Source organism: Paenibacillus sp. FSL R5-0490 (assembly GCF_001956215.1).
GTDB lineage: Bacteria > Bacillota > Bacilli > Bacillales > Cytobacillaceae > Cytobacillus.
In genome coordinates, this window is sequence record NZ_MRTQ01000026.1 from 49,828 (window position 1) to 67,112 (window position 17,285).

Below are 17,285 nucleotides of genomic sequence, written 5' to 3' on the forward strand. Positions count from 1 at the left end.
TACTGCGTCAGTATGAGCTTTTAATAGGGAGGCATAATAGGCATCCAATAAGCTTAGATAGCAGAAATCCAAATTTTCTTGTGTTTTACAAGTGTGGGAGAATGGTATCATTCAACGCTTGCTATCCAGTAACATAACCTATTATCGAACTATTTAAAGCTCGCCAACAATGGCGGGTTTTTTCATTATATAAGAAACTATATAATATTGAACGATGGGAACAATTCTGTGGAAGGATGTTTGCATCTGGCTGCAGCGCCTGCCCCTCGAGGTGTCGGGGATGAGCACCAAAGAATGCTTCCTTGGATGTTCTTCACAGGCACAAGCGTTTTATGCTTGTTAGGAAGGCGCATACGCACTTGTTAATAGCAGAGCTGAAATAGAGAAGCAGAGCTGAGAGGAGGACTTCAAATGACCGAGCCGCTGGCAGAATTTAAAAATGTTTCGTTTAAGTACGATGCAGAAGCTGCATATGCGCTGGACAATGTCTCTTTTAATATATATAAAGGAGAATGGCTCGCAATAGTCGGGCATAATGGTTCAGGAAAATCTACACTTGCTAAATTGCTTAATGGCCTGCACTTTCCACTGGAAGGCAGCATTACAGTAGGCGGAATTTCATTGAGGGAAGAAACGGTATGGGAAGCAAGAAAGAAGATTGGCATGGTTTTTCAAAATCCGGATAACCAGTTTGTCGGAACGACCGTACGGGATGATGTGGCTTTTGGTTTAGAAAACCATGGTATTGAAAGAAATGACATGGTTCAGCGTGTTACAGAATCACTGGAGAAGGTCAAAATGACGTCATTTCTTAATCAAGAGCCGCACCATCTTTCCGGCGGCCAGAAACAAAGAGTGGCTATTGCAGGCGTTATTGCCTTAAGGCCGGATATTATCATTCTCGATGAGTCAACCTCCATGCTGGACCCAAGAGGCCGTGAAGAGGTACTTGAAACCGTCAGGGAGCTCAAGCGGGATTATCACATGACCGTCATCTCCATCACTCATGACCTGGAGGAGGCAGCAAAAGCTGACCGCATCATAGTCATGAACAAAGGCCAGCTATATCGGGAAGGCACGCCTGAGGAGATCTTTCAAATGGATGAGGAGCTTGTAAAGCTGGGATTGGATATTCCTTTTCCTGTGAAGCTTAGCAAGGTGTTAAGAGAAAAAGGATTGCCGTTATCAAGGCATTATTTATCTGAAGAAGAGTTGGTGGAAGAATTATGGACATCTCACTCCAAAATGTAGAATACCGTTATCAGGTTAATACGCCATTTGAACGTCTTGCAATAAAGGATGTCTCCATCGATATACCATCTGGCACATTTCTCGCGATCATCGGTCATACCGGATCAGGCAAATCGACCGTCCTCCAGCATTTAAATGCCCTGCTTAAGCCGACAGAAGGCCAGGTAGTGATTGGAGAGCGGATAATCACCCCGGAAAAGAAACAAAAAAACCTGAAAGAAATCCGTCATAGGGTCGGGATCGTATTTCAATTTCCCGAGCATCAGCTGTTTGAAGAAACGGTCGAGAAAGATATTTGCTTTGGCCCGATGAACTTCGGAGTATCAGAAGAGGAAGCCAAAAAAAGAGCGCGAGCGGCTATAGGACAGGTGGGCCTGCCGGAAGAAATTTTAAGCAAGTCCCCATTTGACCTGTCAGGCGGCCAAATGAGACGGGTAGCCATAGCCGGAGTGCTGGCAATGGAGCCTGATGTCATTGTCCTGGATGAGCCTACTGCTGGACTTGATCCGCGGGGCCGAATGGAAATTATGGATATGTTCTACAGCCTTCATGGGACAAGTGGGCTATCGACGGTGCTTGTGACACATAGCATGGAGGATGCTTCCCGCTATGCTGATCAGATTGTCATCATGCACAACGGTGAAGTATACAAAAAGGGAACGCCGGAAGAAATCTTTTCTTCTCCGGAAGGGTTGCTTAAGCTTGGCCTCGATGTTCCGGAGGTTGTCCGATTTCAGCTGAAAATGGAAAAATCACTTAACATCCGTCTTTCTAAGACGTGTCTGACAATGGATGAGCTGACGGATGAGATTGCTGCTGTGATGAAAAGGGGGACATCTGCATGATGGACAAAATGATTTTTGGGCGCTATGTTCCGGCCGAGTCTGTCATCCATAGGATGGATCCCCGTTCAAAGCTTGTTCTAATTTTCTTATTCGTGTGCATCGTCTTTCTGGCAAATAATTTGCTGACATACGGTCTTCTGACGGTTTATACCTTTTTTATGATTGCTTTATCGAAGGTGCCGATCCGGTTTATCTATACAGGATTGAAGCCGGTCCTTCTGCTTGTTATTTTTACTTTATTCCTTCATTTGTTTTTGACAAAAGAGGGTGAAGTTCTCTTCCGGTTTGGATGGATTACAATCTATGAAGAAGGTTTGAGACAGGGGATTTTCATCTCATTGCGCTTCTTCCTGCTCATTCTGATGACTTCTATTCTGACTTTAACCACAACTCCGATTGAAATTACGGATGGTCTGGAAAGTCTGCTCAATCCATTAAATAAAGTGAAGTTTCCAGTGCACGAACTGGCTTTGATGATGTCCATTTCTCTCCGCTTCATTCCGACACTTATGCAGGAAACCGATAAAATCATGAAGGCCCAGACAGCCAGGGGAGCCGATTTTACAAGCGGGCCGATTAAAGAACGTGTTAAAGCCATTATTCCTCTCTTAATTCCTTTGTTTGTCAGCTCGTTCAAGCGTGCTGAAGAGCTTGCTGTGGCGATGGAGTCACGCGGATATAGAGGCGGGGAAGGCAGAACGAAATACAGGCAGCTTAGCTGGGGCCTGAAGGATACGGCAATGCTGGCCATACTTGCAGCCCTGGCCCTGGTGTTATTCCTGCTGAGAACGTAAAGGGGTGACCTTATGCAAAGATATAAATGTATGGTGACGTATGACGGGACCCTTTTTGCAGGCTACCAGGTGCAGCCTGGCAAGCGGACTGTGCAGGGAGAGCTGGAACGGGCCTTAAAGAAGCTTCATAAAGGAGAAGACATCAGGGTGACTGCCTCAGGCAGAACCGATGCAGGGGTCCATGCAAGGGGCCAGGTGATTCATTTCGATTCTCCTTTGAATATTCCGATTGATAAATGGGAAATCGCCCTTAATTCCCTGCTGCCGGATGATGTTGCCATCATCGGGACGGAGACAGTGTCAGATGACGTTCATGTCCGTTTTGATGCCAAAGGAAAGGAATATCGGTACTTCGTGCACCTATCCTCCAGGAGAGACCCTTTTAAACGCCACTATGCCTATCAGTACCCGTACCCAATAAATACGGATGCGATCAGACAAGCGGCAGCGGATTTAATAGGGACACATGATTTTACAAGCTTCTGCTCTGCCAAGACGGAAGTGGAGGATAAAGTCAGGGAACTCCAGGAGATAGATGTGCTTGAAGAAGAGAACATGCTCATCTTCCGATTTAGAGGCACTGGATTCTTATATAATATGGTCCGTATTCTGACCGGCACCCTTCTGGAAGTCGGCTCAGGGGAAAGAGACCCCGATTCCATGCCATCTGTCCTTCAGGAAAAAAACAGATCAGCTGCAGGAAAAACAGCTCCTCCCCAGGGTTTATATTTGTGGGAAGTTTTTTATTAAAATTTTGGAAAAAATATTCGAGGAACCGCGAGGGTGCGTTGTAAAGCCAAACGCAAATAAAAAAAGATTTTAAAACAACTAAACCAGGTGTAACATTCGCTTGACATTAGACTGTCAAAGTTATATTATAGCATATGGTATTATTATTAAAACCACGATAAGCCCCGGAACTTATTGTGTCGAATAGATAAACCAAAAAATTGATTATGAATGGAACTATTAGGAGGGAAACTGATGCGTACAACGTTTATGGCGAATGCAAACAATATCGAACGTAAATGGTACGTGATTGATGCTGAAGGCAAAACTCTTGGTCGTCTTGCTAGTGAAGTAGCGTCAATCCTACGTGGTAAACATAAACCAACTTATACACCACATGTTGATACTGGTGATCATGTAATTCTTATCAACGCTTCAAAAATCGAACTTACTGGGAAAAAGCTTACTGACAAGATCTACTACCGTCACAGCATGCACCCAGGCGGTCTAAAAACAAGAACTGCTCTTGAAATGCGTACAAACTACCCTGAGAGAATGCTTGAGCTTGCTATCAAAGGCATGCTTCCAAAGAACTCTCTTGGCCGTCAAATGTTCAAGAAATTACACGTATATGCTGGTAGCGAACATAAGCACCAAGCACAACAACCTGAAGTTTACGAACTTCGTGGATAATTTTTAGGGAGGTTATTAACTTGGCACAGGTTCAATATATTGGTACTGGTCGTCGTAAGAGCTCCGTTGCACGTGTTCGTTTAGTTCCAGGCGACGGTAAAATCATCATCAATGGTCGTGAAATCTCAGAATACATTCCTTTTGCAGCTTTACGTGAAGTTGTAAAACAGCCGCTTGTAGCTACTGAAACAGTAAACAGCTACGACATTCTTGTAAATGTAAACGGCGGTGGATACACTGGTCAAGCTGGCGCAATCCGCCACGGCATCGCTCGTGCATTGCTTCAAGCTGATCCTGAATTCCGTCCAACATTAAAGCGCGCAGGACTATTAACTCGTGACGCACGTATGAAAGAGCGTAAGAAATACGGTCTTAAAGGTGCTCGTCGTGCTCCTCAGTTCTCAAAGCGTTAATTATCAAGCTTTCAAAGACTCTCAACCGATTTGGTTGGGGGTCTTTTTTTATTGCTGAAAACGATTTTCGTGCATTACTTAATTGTTGAAAACATTAACTAGGCGATTTGCATAGGATATTGCGAACGTTATAAAGGAAGTGAAAATATGTATTTTGCGCCATATATGTATCAATATCCTTATTATGCAGCGCCAATGCCTGTGTTTCGAAACCAGTTGTTTTATCAGCATTATCCACAAGGGACAGGGGATTTAAATCCTTATTTTTCATCACAATTTACGCAGGGAGCTGCGGGCTTTTCTGGTCATGGAAAACAATCATATGCAATTAATAATGAAGTGGCTTCCATGCGTGGAAAACGTTCCTTAAGCTCGTACAAGGAGAACTATGCTTACAGTTTAGGCATTCAGGCCTTTATATATGGGTATCCCCTTGTCACCATGGAAAGAACAAGGCAGCTGCAATCATTTGTTAAAGTACCCCACGGCCCAGTATCTACTGTGTCCAATGAGTTAATTTATTATGATCAGCTTCTTACACCGGATGACAAAGATGTCGTATCTCCCAATGTTGATACCCTCTATTGCACTGCCTGGCTGGATCTCACCCGGGGCCCTGTAGTGCTCAATGTTCCGGATACGAATGACAGGTACTATGTCATGCAATTAATGGATGCCTGGACAAATACCTTTTCCAGTATAGGGCGTCGTACTACAGGAACGGGTGCCGGAAAATTTGCTATTGTGGGTCCCGATTGGAAAGGCACTTTGCCTGCAAACGTTCAAGAGGTTAAATCCCTCACAAACACAGTGTGGATTATAGGCCGTATCCTGGTGAAAGGGGAAGATGATTATGATAATGCTTTGGTTTTACTAAGGCAATTTACATTGTCATCACTGGACGGGAATAAACTCCAATTCGTAAAAAAACCTGCAAATCCATTGCTTTTTGAGAATAAGGTGGAAGATCTTAGTGCCCTGGATTTCTTTAAAACGATGACAGACTTAATGATTCTAAATCCTGATATTAGTAATGAGGCCCTTGAAAAACAATTTGAGCATATCGGTATTGATTTAACGTATGGCTTTGATGGTTATAAATTAGATTCGGAAACAATTGCTGGGCTAAATCGTGCAGCCGAAGATGCATTTGAGATAATTGCAAATAGTAAAGATGAATTAAACACCCGGATTTTTAATGGGTGGGAGATAATATACGGTTTGGGCACTTATGGTGACGAGTTCCTTAAGAGGGCATACGTTGCATATATCGAACTTGGAGCAAATGTGGATGAAGAAGCAGCTTATGCCAGAGCTTTTACTGATGATCAAGGGAAACAATTAAACGGGCAATATGAATACATTATGCATTTTAATAAGGACCAGCTGCCTCCGGTAGAAGCTTTCTGGTCTGTAACCATGTATGGTCCGGATTTCTATCTGGTGCCTAATGAAATGAACCGTTATGCCATTGCAGACTACACCCCTGGGCTTGAGTACAACGATGATGGCTCCCTTGATATCTATATCCAAAAAGACCGGCCGATAAATCATGAATCGAATTGGCTCCCGGCACCTGAAGGAGAATTTAATTTAGTGATAAGGATGTATCAGCCTGCTGCTAAAGTATTGAATGGTACTTATGAAATACCCGGGGTAAAACGTGTTAGGTCATTAAGTAGGCGATTTGCATAGGATATTGTGAAAATTAGAAAGGAAGTGAATACATGTATTATGCACCTTATATGTATCAATATCCTTATTATGCAGCGCCAATGCCTGATTTCCGAAACCAGTTGTTATATCAGAATTATCCACAAGGGGCAGGGAATCTAAATCGTTATTATTTTTCACAATTTCCTAATAAGCAAGGAGTTTTGGCCTTATCTAATCATAGAGAACAACCATATGTAATTAATAATGAAGAGGCTTTTATGCAGAATGAACGTTCTTCAAGCTCGTACAGGGAAAATTATGCGTATAGTTTAGGCATACAGGCTTATATATATGGATATCCCCTTGTCTCCATGGAAAGAACGAGGCAGCTGTCATCGACAGTAAAAGAGCCTTACGGACCGGCAGCAACTGTGTCAAATGAGTTTATTTATTATGATCAACTTTATACCCCTGATTTCAAAGATGTTGTAACACCAAATGTTGATACCATTTATTACTTTATCTGGCTGGACCTTACCCGGAACCCTGTGGTCCTTAATGTACCGGATACGAATGACAGGTACTATGTCGTGCAATTAATGGATGCCTGGTCAAATACCTTTTCTAATATAGGGCGGCGCACTACAGGAACGGGCGCTGGAAAATATGCTATTGTGGGTCCCGATTGGAAAGGAATTCTGCCTGAAGATGTTAAAGAGGTAAAATCCCCCACAAACACGGTATGGATTGTAAGTCGTATCCTGGTAAAAGATGAAGATGATTTAGAAAATGCTCAAGCTATACAAAAGCAATTTACACTGACATCACTGGATGGAAAAAAAGCGCGACCTGTTGTAAAACCTGCAAATCCATTGCTTTTAGAGAATAAGGTGGAAGATCTTGGTGCCATGGATTTCTTTAAAACGATGACAGACTTAATGATTCTAAATCCTGCTATTCATAATGAGGCCCTTGAAAAACAATTTGAGCATATCGGTATTGATCGAACGTACGGCTTCGATGCGAATAAATTAGATACAGAAACAATTGCAGGGCTAAATCGTGCTGCCAGAGATGCATTTCAAATCATTGCAAATAGTCTGGAAGAATTAAACCCTAGAATTGATAATGGGTGGTTTGTCCTTTCTGATTTGGGCACTTATGGGGACGAGTTCCTTAAGAGGGCCTATATTGCTTTTAGCGGACTTGGTATAAACGTGGATGAAGAGTCTACTTTTTTTAGAACTTTTACTGATGATCAAGGGAATCAGCTAAACGGGAAAAATAAATACATTTTACATTTCAATGAAGACCAGCTGCCTCCGGTAGAAGCTTTCTGGTCAGTAACACTGTATGGCCCGGATTTCTACCTGGTGCCCAATGAAATTAGCCGTTATTCCATTGCTGACCACACTCAGGGGCTTGAGTACAATAATGATGGCTCCCTTGATATCTATATCCAAAAAGACCGGCCGATAAATCATGAATCGAATTGGCTTCCGGCACCTGAAGGAGATTTTAATTTAGTGGTAAGGATGTATCAGCCTGCTGCTAAAGTATTAAATGGCACTTATGAAGTACCAGGGGTAAAGCTGGTTCGGTAATTATTTATCAAAGCTTTCAGCCATTTTGGCTGGGAGCTTTTTTCTTATTGATAACTTTTGCCCTGCACTGTTGCCAGCAAGCTGAGGCTTTATTTCTGTACCGATGAGAAACTGGAAATTATTTTATTGCAAATATCGGGCTGAGAGGGGATTATTCACACTGAGAGAGCATCAGCGGACCTTAGCCTGTGTATGTTAGCGTTTTCATTCACTATCTCGCCCTTATCCTCCCGTCTTTCCCTAATACCCTTGAATCTGTATTTGAGCATGTTACGATAGATAACGTTGATAAAATACGAACGGATATACGAACAGCTTTTCATCTAAAGGAGGATGTCCATGTTAGCCAATAAAACAATCGCATTTTTAGGAGCAGGGTCAATGGCGGAATCCATGATCTCAGGAGTCATTACAGCTGAAAAAATGTCACCGGAACGGGTGTTTGTAACGAACAGGAGCAATGCAGACAGGCTAGAACAGATTCAGGAACAGTATGGAGTAAGTACCATGCCGCAGAACGAGCTTCCGTTTGAGGAAATTGATTTATTCATTTTAGCTATGAAGCCAAAGGGGGCAGAAGAAGCCCTTCGTTCGATTAAAGACAAATTATATCCCGGCCAGGTGATTCTTTCCGTGTTGGCAGGCATCACAACAGAGTTCATGGAAGAGCATTTGAATACGGGTCAGCAGGTAGTACGTGTGATGCCGAATACTTCAAGCATGATTCAGGAATCTGCGACTGCTGTCGTGGCAGGCAAGAATACGAGCATGGCCAATGTGGAAATGGTTAAGGAATTGCTGGAATGCATGGGGGAAGTGTATATCATCGATGAAGACCAGATGGATGTTTTTACAGGATTAGCCGGAAGCGGTCCTGCTTACTTCTATTATCTGATGGAAAATATGGAGCGGGTAGGGGTACAAAAAGGGATGGATGAAGAGACTGTCCGCAAAATTGTTGCCCAGACGATTTTTGGAGCAGCTAAGATGGTGCTTGAAAAAGAAGAAACGCCAACTTCTTTAAGAGAGAAAGTGACCTCTCCCAATGGCACGACCGCGTCAGGACTCGAAGCCTTAAGGAGATACAACGGAGGAGAAGCCATCACACAGGCAGTCGAACATGCCGCCAAACGGTCGAAGGAGATCAGCGAAGAGTTGGAAGGCGCACTAGTCACTTCCTAAGGGAAATGGATTTACAAGATTCACGGGAGGTATTAGATGTTGATGAAAGAAAAACAGATAAAAAGAGTTGTTATTAAGATCGGAAGCAGCTCATTAACAAGCATGCACGGGGAGATCAGCCGCAGAAAGCTTGAAAAATTTGCTGAGCAAATTGTCGAGCTGAAGGATGCCGGCTATGAAACAGCTGTTGTGTCATCAGGTGCTGTTGCAGCAGGATATAGGAAGCTTGGCTGCCTTGACCGGCCTTCTTCTCTTCCGGAAAAACAGGCTGCAGCTTCAATTGGCCAGGGGCTATTAATGGAATCTTACTCAGAACTCTTTTTATCTCATGGCTACGTAGCTTCACAAATCTTGATTACCAGAAGCGATTTTTCAGATGAAAATCGCTATGGCAATATGCATAACACTATGAATGTGCTGCTGGAGCGAGACATCATCCCGATCATAAATGAAAATGACACGGTTACAGTCGATCGCTTGCGCTTCGGAGACAATGATACTCTGGCTGCAAAAGTGGCTGGTCTGATTGATGCAGATTTACTGATTATTTTATCTGACATTGACGGCCTCTATGACAGCAACCCGAATGATAATCCTCATGCGACACTTCTGGAGAGGGTTCACAGCATTACACCTGAAATCGAAGCGGCTGCAGGAGGATCTGGAAGTGCTGTAGGAACAGGCGGCATGAAGTCGAAAATCCAGGCAGTGAAGATTGCAATGGCTGCAGGGATTGACTCCTTTTTAGGAAAAGCGGGAACGGAAAATATTTTAATCGAAGCTGTGGAAAACAGAGCGAGAGGCACCTACTTCACGCCGGAGCCGGATGCGTTTAATCTGGATAATGAAAAGCAGTGGATTGCGTTTCACTCAGGCCCTGAAGGAAAGGTGACCATCAATTCCCACGGGATAGAGGCTATTGTGGATCATCAGGAAAATCTGTACTGCTCTGATATTCAGGAAGTCAAAGGGCGATTTAAGGATGGAGCGGTCGTCCGCATTCTGGATGAAGAGGGAAAAGAAATCGGCCTCGGCCGCATTAATTATTCCAACGAACAGTTAAGCAGACATACAGCAGATGAAGAGCTTGAGCCGGCCATCGCTCAGGAAACGTTTGTATGCTCCCGCGACTTTAAGCTGCCGGCACTAGTTTAAACTTTTTAGGAGGGATTCAATGACTACTGCATCAGCAGTAAAGATAAATAATGTAGAAGAACAGGCAATAAAGGCAAAAAGGGCTGCCAAAACATTAAGTGTCTTAACAACGGAAGAAAAGAACGAAGCACTCTATACAGTTGCAGAGGCACTGGAGGCTGGATATGAATCGATCCTTGCAGCCAATAAAGCCGATCTCGCAAATGGCAGGGAAAAAGGGTTTGAAGAGGCATATATGGATCGCCTGTCATTATCGAAGGAACGGGTTTTTGAATTTGCAGAAGGCCTTCGCCAGGTAGCTGAACTTCCTGATCCGATTGGAGATGTTATGTCGGGCTGGACTTTGGATAATGGGCTGAAGGTGGAAGAGGTTCGTGTTCCGCTTGGTGTCATCGGCATGATTTATGAAGCAAGACCTAATGTAACAGCTGATGCGGCGGGCCTTGCGCTGAAATCCGGAAATGCCATTGTCTTAAAAGGCGGGTCATCAGCACTGAATTCGAATCAGGCTATCGTGGAGATTATTCATGAAGCTCTTGGAAAAACGAAGATACCTAAAGAAGCGGTCCAATTCATTGCCACAGCAGACAGAGAAGCGACAAAGCAGCTGTTCACCATGAAAGAGCATATTGATGTCTTAATTCCGAGAGGCGGCGCATCCCTCATAAAAGCAGTGGTTGAGAATGCGACGGTGCCTGTACTCGAAACAGGAGTTGGAAACTGCCATATCTATGTTGATAAAGAAGCAGATCCGGAAAAAGCGATCAATATCCTCATTAATGCCAAAACTGACCGTCCCGCAGTCTGTAATGCGGCAGAAACGCTGATTGTACATGAAACATGGCTGGATCAGCATAACGAATTGCTTGCAGAAGCTCTGAAGAGTCACGGGATAACCGTACATGGCGATGACTCTGCAGCAGCTGCATTGCCTGATGTGGTACCCGCAGCTGAAAACGATTGGGCCAATGAATATTTAAGCCTGGACTTAGCTGTGAAAACCGTAAATAGTCTTGAACAGGCCATCGATCATATTGATCAGTATGGCACCAAGCACTCAGAGGCGATTATTACCGAAAATGGGGAAACAGCCAAAAAGTTCATGCAGCTGGCAGATGCTGCGGCGCTATACCATAATGCGTCGACCAGATTCACGGATGGAGGCGCTCTGGGCTTTGGAGCGGAAATTGGCATTTCCACACAAAAGCTCCATGCGAGAGGACCGATGGGTCTGCCTGCATTAACAACACGCAAATATCTAATGTCCGGAAATGGGCAGATTCGATAAACTTTTTCAAAAGCATCAGCTCCGGCTGGTGCTTTTCTAAAATAATAAGAATTAATCCTGAAGTTAGATAACTGTCAAGCTGCAGGCGCCATCAGCTCTCGGGTCTAAGCCAATCCGTCCAAAAGGTAAAGAACAACCTTTCAGCCGGCTTGTCTTATGCTTGAGGCCCGCAGGATGCGGGTCATGCAGACGTTGCCACAGGACGTGGCGGTTTTAGTCTGCGTTCCTTTTAAGCGGGCGCCTTCCGCTTTTCTGATAAAAAATTGGCAGCCCGATTCGCGGCTGCTTTTTGCATTTCTCTCCTGCTGCAGATAAAGACTATCTACAAGGGGTGAGAAGCGTGACTGTCATAACGACGTTCAAAGAGAAAAAAAGAGAAAAACAGATCAAATATGAAAAATCAGTCCTTCGGGAAATTTCGATAAAAGCCTTAAAAGAAAAAGTTCAGCAATTTTTTGGTTCTTCCAGATTTGTCTCCGGTCTGATGATGAATGCCGGAATTGAGGAGGCCTGCTATGATGTAGCGATTGAAGCCTATTTGCTGGGGGCAAACTACAGCCGTTTTGGGCGATATGGCGAATCGCTGGATCAGGTCCGATATAGATGTGAAAAAGAGTATAAGCATTTAGTGGATACACTATATAACTTTTTCCTTTATTGGGGTCATGGTTCGGAAGCTGTTATGAGTGAATCCCTTTATTATATGTGCGAGCAATATGTAAACAGCTGGTGGTCGGAAGGGTTCAATAAAGGGGAGAGAAGGCATAAATTACGTCTCCACTGAAAAGTGAATTTGTTCAGACCGCTGTCCTGATTGAAGTTCTAGATCTCTGTCTTGTCCCATATATTGAAATGAGGATAAGCAGGAGGGGACTGATTAGGGCGTATGAAGAAAAAATTAAAAATAGGCGGGTTTGCGATCGGGCTTATCGTCCTTTTTCTTATTTTGCAATATGACTTTACGGATGATGATTCCTGGGAATCGTGGAATCTGCCTTTAACCGGGAAAATCATCTTGCTTGATCCCGGACATGGCGGCCCGGATGGCGGGGCAGGTGACGAAGGGGCACTCGAGAAAGATATTGCGCTGGAAGTATCATTAAAAGTAAGGGATTACCTCCAGGAGCAGGGAGCGCTGGTGCTCATGACGAGGGAGGACGACAGGGACCTCGCACCAGAGGGGACGAGGGGATACAGCCGGAGAAAAGTAGAAGATCTGAAAAGACGGCTTGAAATGATAAATACGTCTAATTCTGATTTTTATGTCAGCATCCACTTAAATTCTATTCCTTCTCCCCGATGGAGAGGTGCGCAGACTTTCTATGCGCCCGGGATAAAGGAAAATGCCAAAGCTGCGAAATTCATACAGGATGAACTCCGCCGTAACCTGGAAAATACGAAGCGGAATTCCAAACCTTTAAACAATGTATTTATCTTAAAATACGCCAAAAAGCCGGGTGTCTTAGTAGAAGTGGGATTCTTATCAAATCCGGGGGAACGGGCAAACCTGAAAACGGATGAATATCAGGATAAAATCGCTGCCTCCATTTATAATGGAATTATGCGCTACTATACCAATGAAAAAGAATTGACTGAAACATGGGAATGAAAAGGTGCTGAGAAAGTGCCTTTTCTTTTTTGAATATTTTTCCGGTGTGATACAATTAACTGTAAAGAATTTTCAATATGTTATACTGAAATGGAAACGAATTCAAAAGGCGGGTGCAATGTATGTTAACTGAACAGAAAGTCAGAGAAGCTTTGAGCGGCTTGAAGGAACCATTTATACATAGAACATTGGGCGAACTTAACGCCATTGAAGAAATTAAAATCAAAGAAGAAAAGAATCATGTGAGCGTAAAGATTCAAGTTGCCAAGACAGGTACAGCGGAGCAGCTTCAGCTTCAGACGGAAGTCGTCAATCTTTTAAAAGAAGCAGGGGCGGCGACCGTCGGCATCCGCTTCAGTGAGCTTCCGGATGAAGTGCTTTCACAATATAGAGAGACAGCGGCTGAAGAAGACAAAGGCCTGCTTTCTCCTGGTAATAAGACTGAGTTCATTGCCATTGCCAGCGGAAAAGGCGGAGTCGGCAAGTCCACTGTTTCGGTCAACCTGGCTGTATCCCTTGCAAGGCTGGGCAAGAAGGTTGGATTGATTGATGCTGACATTTATGGATTCAGCGTTCCGGATATGATGGGCATTACGAAGCGTCCTGTGGTCAGAGGAGAACGAATTCTGCCGGTTGAACGTTTTGGCGTAAAAGTGATCTCTATGGGATTCTTTGTGGAAGATAATGCGCCGATTATCTGGAGAGGGCCGATGCTTGGAAAAATGCTGAACAGCTTCTTCAATGAGGTTGAGTGGGGTGAATTAGACTACCTTCTTCTTGATTTGCCTCCGGGAACAGGAGATGTAGCCCTGGACGTACACACCATGCTTCCTTCCTGCAAGGAAATTGTTGTGACAACTCCGCATCCTACAGCCGCATTTGTTGCTGCCAGAGCTGGGGCGATGGCACTTCGCACAGAGCATGAAATTCTGGGTGTTATCGAGAACATGGCCTACTTTGAAAGTCAATTGACTGGAGAAAGAGAGCACGTATTTGGCCAAGGCGGCGGCGAGAAGCTTGCTGATGAACTGAGGACAGAAGTGCTGGGTCAGCTGCCTCTTCAGCAGCCTGATTGGAATGAAGAAGACTTCGCTCCGTCCATATATGACCAAGATCATAAGCTTGGTCAAATCTATACGGATATTGCCCGTAAAGTTATCCAAACAATTGAAAGCAAATAATGAAAAAAAGCCTCTTCCAACATGGAAGAGGTTTTCTTCTTAAAGGGATTATGCGCCGCCGCTCTGGCCGCCACCGCCGCCGCCCTGGTCTCCACCCTGGCCGCCGCCTTCACCCCCGCTTTCTTGTCCTCCTTGCTCACCGCCGCTTTTCGTTTCCGCTGCAGCTTTCAGAAGGATGTCCTGAATTTTCGCTTTAAAGAGCGGACTTTCAAATGTCTCAGTCATTACTTTCTGTATGTGCTCCCGATATTCCTTGCTTTTAAGGACATCTGTAACTTCTTTTTCTAGCTCGGGATCTTTCAATACTTCTATCATCATTCCCCTGTATTCAGGGTCCTTCATAAGGTCTTTTAAAAGCTTTTCATTTTCCTTTTGCATACTTTTTGCCATGCTTTCGGCAAACTTTGGATCATCAAAAGACTTCTTCCAAAACTCTGTGCCTTTATCGGAAGTTAAAGTTTTTTCAATGGTTTCACTGACAACCTTTTGGTCCATGACCATCTTTTGCTGCATTTTTTCATCAGCCATCAATTCTTCGAGTGCTTTCTTTCCTTCATCTGTCTTTAATATATCTACAACCATTTTTTTAGTTTGCTCATAATCCATTTGGCTGGCGCCAGATTCACCTTGGCCGCAGCCTGATATGATAAACACTAGCGCTAATGGAAGGAGCAAACGGAATGTTTTTTTCATGGTGAAGCTCCTTTCAGAGGTGTCCTTACCTTTAGAATGAAGATTTTCAGCAAATATTATGCGCTGGAAATACAATGCCTAGATTTTTCAAACTTTGGTTGGTACAATCAATAAGAATGAATTTATTTATTATGGGGGAAAAATAAATTGACTAGCCGTAATTGGGTAAAGCTTTTTATAACAACTCTTTTAGTCGGGGGAATAACGACTGGGGTTGTCGGGTTTATTGTGCGCTGGGATGAATTTGCGCCTATTTTTACTGACTTCGATTTCCTGGAGATTCTGTCAGTGTTGTTCTGGCTTATTGGTGTAGGATTAATCTTCAGTATTATTAGCCAAATGGGCTTTTTTGCTTATTTGACTGTACACCGCTTTGGATTGGGGATCTTTAAAGGATTATGGAATCCAATTCAGATTGTCCTTATTTTATTTGCTTTATTTGACTTGGTTTATTTCCGCTATAAGGCTTTTGCCGGTGCGGGAGACAGCATGCTTCCATATGTTGGCGTTGCAGCATTCCTTCTTATAGTCGCTCTTGTGGTCGCAGCAATTAAAACCAAACAGACCAACCAGCATGCCTTTATTCCTGCAGTCTTCTTCATGGTGGTCGTAACCGCCATTGAGTGGGTGCCGGTACTAAGGGTAAACGAGGAAAGCTGGCTATATCTAATGGTGATCCCATTATTAGTCTGCAACACATACCAGCTGCTTATTCTTCATAAACTGAATGAAGATTCCCAAAAACAAAGAAGCCATATAGCTAAAAAGCCATCCAAATAACGGATGGCTTTTGTTTATTTTATTTCATTCGTTTTTGTCTCGGCATTCGCAATCATTTCTGAGACGGAAACAAAGCTGAGCCCCTTGGATTCTACATCATTTAAAATGAGCGGAAGAGCTTTGGCTGTTTGTTTGGCAGAATCGGATGCATGCAAAAGTACGATATCTCCTTTTTTGGCCTTTGATACATTTTCTGCAATCCTATCGACACCGGGATTCGTCCAATCCTTTGAATCGACGCTCCAATGGACAACGGTGAAACCCAACCGGTCAGCAACCTTTAAGGTTTTCTGATCAAAATGCCCTGTTGGGGCGCGCACAAGCTTAATGTCTTTAACATTCAGCTTTCTGAATGCCTCCTGCGCCTTTGCAAGGTCCCTTCTGATTTTATCCTCTTCAAGCTCTGTATAATCTTCATAGCCATAGCCCAGCATTCCGATTTCATAGCCTTCTTTCACAATCCTTGAAACTAAATCCGGGTGGCGCTCCGCCCAGGAGCCGGCCAGGAAAAAGGTCGCGGATTTAACATTTTCTTTTTTTAGGATATCCAATATGGGCTCTGCTTTAACATCCCCCCATCCTATATTAAAAGTGAGGGCTATATCCTTTTCTCCTTTGTATATCGCCTTAGGCCCGTCTTTTGCTGAAAAAGCAGGCAAGTGGACAATACTCTGCATGAAGAGGAACCATGCCGTGAAAAATGCTGCAATGACAACCAGTGAAATTTGTTTTAAAGACTTACCATTCAATACATAAAAAAAGTTCATAATCGTTCACCTCGTCCGATACCTTCCTAGTTTCATACCTATGCTGAACTTGTCTCTTCCATGTATAAAAAATTCATTCATAAAAAATCTTAATTGGAAAAATACTACAAAAAACAAAATGAAAAGTGTATTGGAGGCAATCAAAATGATGGGAATGCTATTAAGCCAAAAAGAGCTAAAAGAGATGGAGTATTTGATCAAGCGGGAAATGGACGAAATATTATTTGATTTAAAAGATGACCGAATCGACCACGTTGTCAAAAGAGCCATGGAGGAACGATACAAAATTTTATTTTCATTATTTCAGCGCATGGCTACACCAGCAGATTGCCTGAAATACATGCGTTCCCGCCAGCATCATGAAAAGAAGGGGTAATTTTTTTGGAGTGTGAAGAAAAAAACTCAAAAAGGTTGTTGACTTCTTATTGGTATCTTGGTATATTAATAAACGTCGCTGATGACGGAAAGCACTAATAAAAACAACTTAAAAAAGTTGTTGACGTCGAAGTTGACATGTGGTATATTAAGAAAGTCGCTTCTGAGCGGCAGATTGATCTTTGAAAACTGAACGAACAATACGTCAACGTTTAAATCATTAGTCTTTTTTGAAAAGACAACTCGAGCTTAATCAACTCTTATATGGAG

At 43.4% G+C, this 17,285-nt stretch carries 18 protein-coding genes; 16 read left to right on the plus strand and 2 right to left on the minus strand.

All coding sequences use genetic code 11. From position 1 onward, the window contains the following. Nucleotides 1–411 precede the first annotated feature (411 nt). The 14 genes from BK139_RS19400 to BK139_RS19465 all read left to right on the plus strand — a co-directional run bounded on the left by BK139_RS19400 (nt 412) and on the right by BK139_RS19465 (nt 14,400). Entirely contained in the window at nt 412–1,251 is an 840-nt protein-coding gene (locus BK139_RS19400) for an energy-coupling factor ABC transporter ATP-binding protein (protein WP_076262064.1), read from the plus strand. Further along, nucleotides 1,227–2,096, plus strand: a complete 870-nt coding sequence (locus tag BK139_RS19405; protein WP_076262067.1) for an energy-coupling factor ABC transporter ATP-binding protein — start codon at nt 1,227–1,229, stop codon at nt 2,094–2,096. The genes BK139_RS19400 and BK139_RS19405 overlap by 25 nt, the downstream gene beginning before the upstream one ends. Continuing rightward, entirely contained in the window at nt 2,093–2,890 is a 798-nt protein-coding gene (locus BK139_RS19410; RefSeq protein ID WP_076262070.1) for an energy-coupling factor transporter transmembrane component T family protein, read from the plus strand. Before BK139_RS19405 ends, BK139_RS19410 begins: the two co-directional genes overlap by 4 nt. Nucleotides 2,891–2,902: 12 nt before the next feature. Further along, nucleotides 2,903–3,640, plus strand: coding sequence for a tRNA pseudouridine(38-40) synthase TruA (truA, locus tag BK139_RS19415; protein WP_076262073.1), 738 nt, complete (start codon nt 2,903–2,905; stop codon nt 3,638–3,640). A gap of 234 nt (nt 3,641–3,874) precedes the next feature. Continuing rightward, a complete protein-coding gene (gene rplM, locus BK139_RS19420) occupies nt 3,875–4,312 on the plus strand; it encodes a 50S ribosomal protein L13 (protein ID WP_048011503.1) in 438 nt (145 codons plus the stop codon). Between the two features lie 20 nt (nt 4,313–4,332). Next, the gene (rpsI, locus tag BK139_RS19425; RefSeq protein WP_076262076.1) at nt 4,333–4,725 is read left to right on the plus strand and encodes a 30S ribosomal protein S9; all 393 of its coding nucleotides are present in this window, start codon (nt 4,333–4,335) and stop codon (nt 4,723–4,725) included. A 147-nt stretch (nt 4,726–4,872) separates the two neighbouring features. Beyond that, nucleotides 4,873–6,420, plus strand: coding sequence for a DUF1254 domain-containing protein (locus BK139_RS19430; RefSeq protein WP_083675413.1), 1,548 nt, complete (start codon nt 4,873–4,875; stop codon nt 6,418–6,420). A gap of 239 nt (nt 6,421–6,659) precedes the next feature. Beyond that, nucleotides 6,660–7,985: a DUF1254 domain-containing protein gene (locus tag BK139_RS19435; RefSeq protein ID WP_076262109.1), complete on the plus strand. Its 1,326-nt coding sequence runs from the start codon at nt 6,660–6,662 to the stop codon at nt 7,983–7,985. A 339-nt stretch (nt 7,986–8,324) separates the two neighbouring features. Beyond that, a complete protein-coding gene (proC, locus tag BK139_RS19440) occupies nt 8,325–9,167 on the plus strand; it encodes a pyrroline-5-carboxylate reductase (protein ID WP_076262079.1) in 843 nt (280 codons plus the stop codon). Nucleotides 9,168–9,203: 36 nt separating this feature from the next. Next, on the plus strand, nt 9,204–10,322 hold the full coding sequence (proB, locus tag BK139_RS19445; RefSeq protein ID WP_076262082.1) for a glutamate 5-kinase: 1,119 nt from the start codon (nt 9,204–9,206) through the stop codon (nt 10,320–10,322). Between the two features lie 19 nt (nt 10,323–10,341). Continuing rightward, complete coding sequence (locus BK139_RS19450; RefSeq protein ID WP_076262085.1) at nt 10,342–11,610, plus strand: glutamate-5-semialdehyde dehydrogenase; 1,269 nt, start codon at nt 10,342–10,344, stop codon at nt 11,608–11,610. Nucleotides 11,611–11,950: 340 nt separating this feature from the next. After that, a complete protein-coding gene (locus BK139_RS19455; RefSeq protein ID WP_048011497.1) occupies nt 11,951–12,394 on the plus strand; it encodes a YbaK family protein in 444 nt (147 codons plus the stop codon). A gap of 102 nt (nt 12,395–12,496) precedes the next feature. Continuing rightward, nucleotides 12,497–13,219 carry an N-acetylmuramoyl-L-alanine amidase CwlD gene (cwlD, locus tag BK139_RS19460; RefSeq protein WP_076262087.1) on the plus strand — a complete coding sequence of 241 codons (723 nt, stop codon included), beginning with the start codon at nt 12,497–12,499 and terminating at the stop codon, nt 13,217–13,219. A gap of 122 nt (nt 13,220–13,341) precedes the next feature. After that, nucleotides 13,342–14,400 carry an Mrp/NBP35 family ATP-binding protein gene (locus BK139_RS19465; protein WP_076262090.1) on the plus strand — a complete coding sequence of 353 codons (1,059 nt, stop codon included), beginning with the start codon at nt 13,342–13,344 and terminating at the stop codon, nt 14,398–14,400. Nucleotides 14,401–14,448: 48 nt separating this feature from the next. Here the strand turns inward: BK139_RS19465 and gerD are convergent, their stop codons facing one another. Continuing rightward, complete coding sequence (gerD, locus tag BK139_RS19470; RefSeq protein ID WP_076262092.1) at nt 14,449–15,093, minus strand: spore germination lipoprotein GerD; 645 nt, start codon at nt 15,091–15,093, stop codon at nt 14,449–14,451. Between the two features lie 147 nt (nt 15,094–15,240). Between gerD and BK139_RS19475 the strand changes: the two genes are divergently transcribed. Then, on the plus strand, nt 15,241–15,873 hold the full coding sequence (locus BK139_RS19475) for a KinB-signaling pathway activation protein (protein WP_076262095.1): 633 nt from the start codon (nt 15,241–15,243) through the stop codon (nt 15,871–15,873). Between the two features lie 14 nt (nt 15,874–15,887). On the opposite strand, the gene pdaB is transcribed toward BK139_RS19475, so the two are convergent. Then, entirely contained in the window at nt 15,888–16,640 is a 753-nt protein-coding gene (pdaB, locus tag BK139_RS19480) for a polysaccharide deacetylase family sporulation protein PdaB (RefSeq protein ID WP_076262098.1), read from the minus strand. 145 nt (nt 16,641–16,785) lie between these two features. On the opposite strand from pdaB, the gene BK139_RS19485 reads away from it, so the two are divergent. Beyond that, entirely contained in the window at nt 16,786–17,016 is a 231-nt protein-coding gene (locus BK139_RS19485) for a hypothetical protein (RefSeq protein ID WP_076262101.1), read from the plus strand. The last annotated feature ends 269 nt before the right edge of the window (nt 17,017–17,285 follow it).

Excerpts from the sequence above, each read along its gene's own strand:
- BK139_RS19405 (WP_076262067.1), top strand. The coding sequence starts at position 1,227 with ATGGACATCTCACTCCAAAATGTAGAATACCGTTATCAGGTTAATACG.
- BK139_RS19430 (WP_083675413.1), top strand. The coding sequence starts at position 4,873 with ATGTATTTTGCGCCATATATGTATCAATATCCTTATTATGCAGCGCCA.
- cwlD (WP_076262087.1), top strand. The coding sequence starts at position 12,497 with ATGAAGAAAAAATTAAAAATAGGCGGGTTTGCGATCGGGCTTATCGTC.
- BK139_RS19485 (WP_076262101.1), top strand. The coding sequence starts at position 16,786 with ATGATGGGAATGCTATTAAGCCAAAAAGAGCTAAAAGAGATGGAGTAT.
- gerD (WP_076262092.1), bottom strand. The coding sequence starts at position 15,093 with ATGAAAAAAACATTCCGTTTGCTCCTTCCATTAGCGCTAGTGTTTATC.
- proB (WP_076262082.1), top strand. The coding sequence starts at position 9,204 with ATGTTGATGAAAGAAAAACAGATAAAAAGAGTTGTTATTAAGATCGGA.
- BK139_RS19435 (WP_076262109.1), top strand. The coding sequence starts at position 6,660 with ATGCAGAATGAACGTTCTTCAAGCTCGTACAGGGAAAATTATGCGTAT.
- BK139_RS19400 (WP_076262064.1), top strand. The coding sequence starts at position 412 with ATGACCGAGCCGCTGGCAGAATTTAAAAATGTTTCGTTTAAGTACGAT.
- pdaB (WP_076262098.1), bottom strand. The coding sequence starts at position 16,640 with ATGAACTTTTTTTATGTATTGAATGGTAAGTCTTTAAAACAAATTTCA.
- rplM (WP_048011503.1), top strand. The coding sequence starts at position 3,875 with ATGCGTACAACGTTTATGGCGAATGCAAACAATATCGAACGTAAATGG.
- truA (WP_076262073.1), top strand. The coding sequence starts at position 2,903 with ATGCAAAGATATAAATGTATGGTGACGTATGACGGGACCCTTTTTGCA.
- proC (WP_076262079.1), top strand. The coding sequence starts at position 8,325 with ATGTTAGCCAATAAAACAATCGCATTTTTAGGAGCAGGGTCAATGGCG.
- BK139_RS19410 (WP_076262070.1), top strand. The coding sequence starts at position 2,093 with ATGATGGACAAAATGATTTTTGGGCGCTATGTTCCGGCCGAGTCTGTC.
- BK139_RS19450 (WP_076262085.1), top strand. The coding sequence starts at position 10,342 with ATGACTACTGCATCAGCAGTAAAGATAAATAATGTAGAAGAACAGGCA.
- BK139_RS19465 (WP_076262090.1), top strand. The coding sequence starts at position 13,342 with ATGTTAACTGAACAGAAAGTCAGAGAAGCTTTGAGCGGCTTGAAGGAA.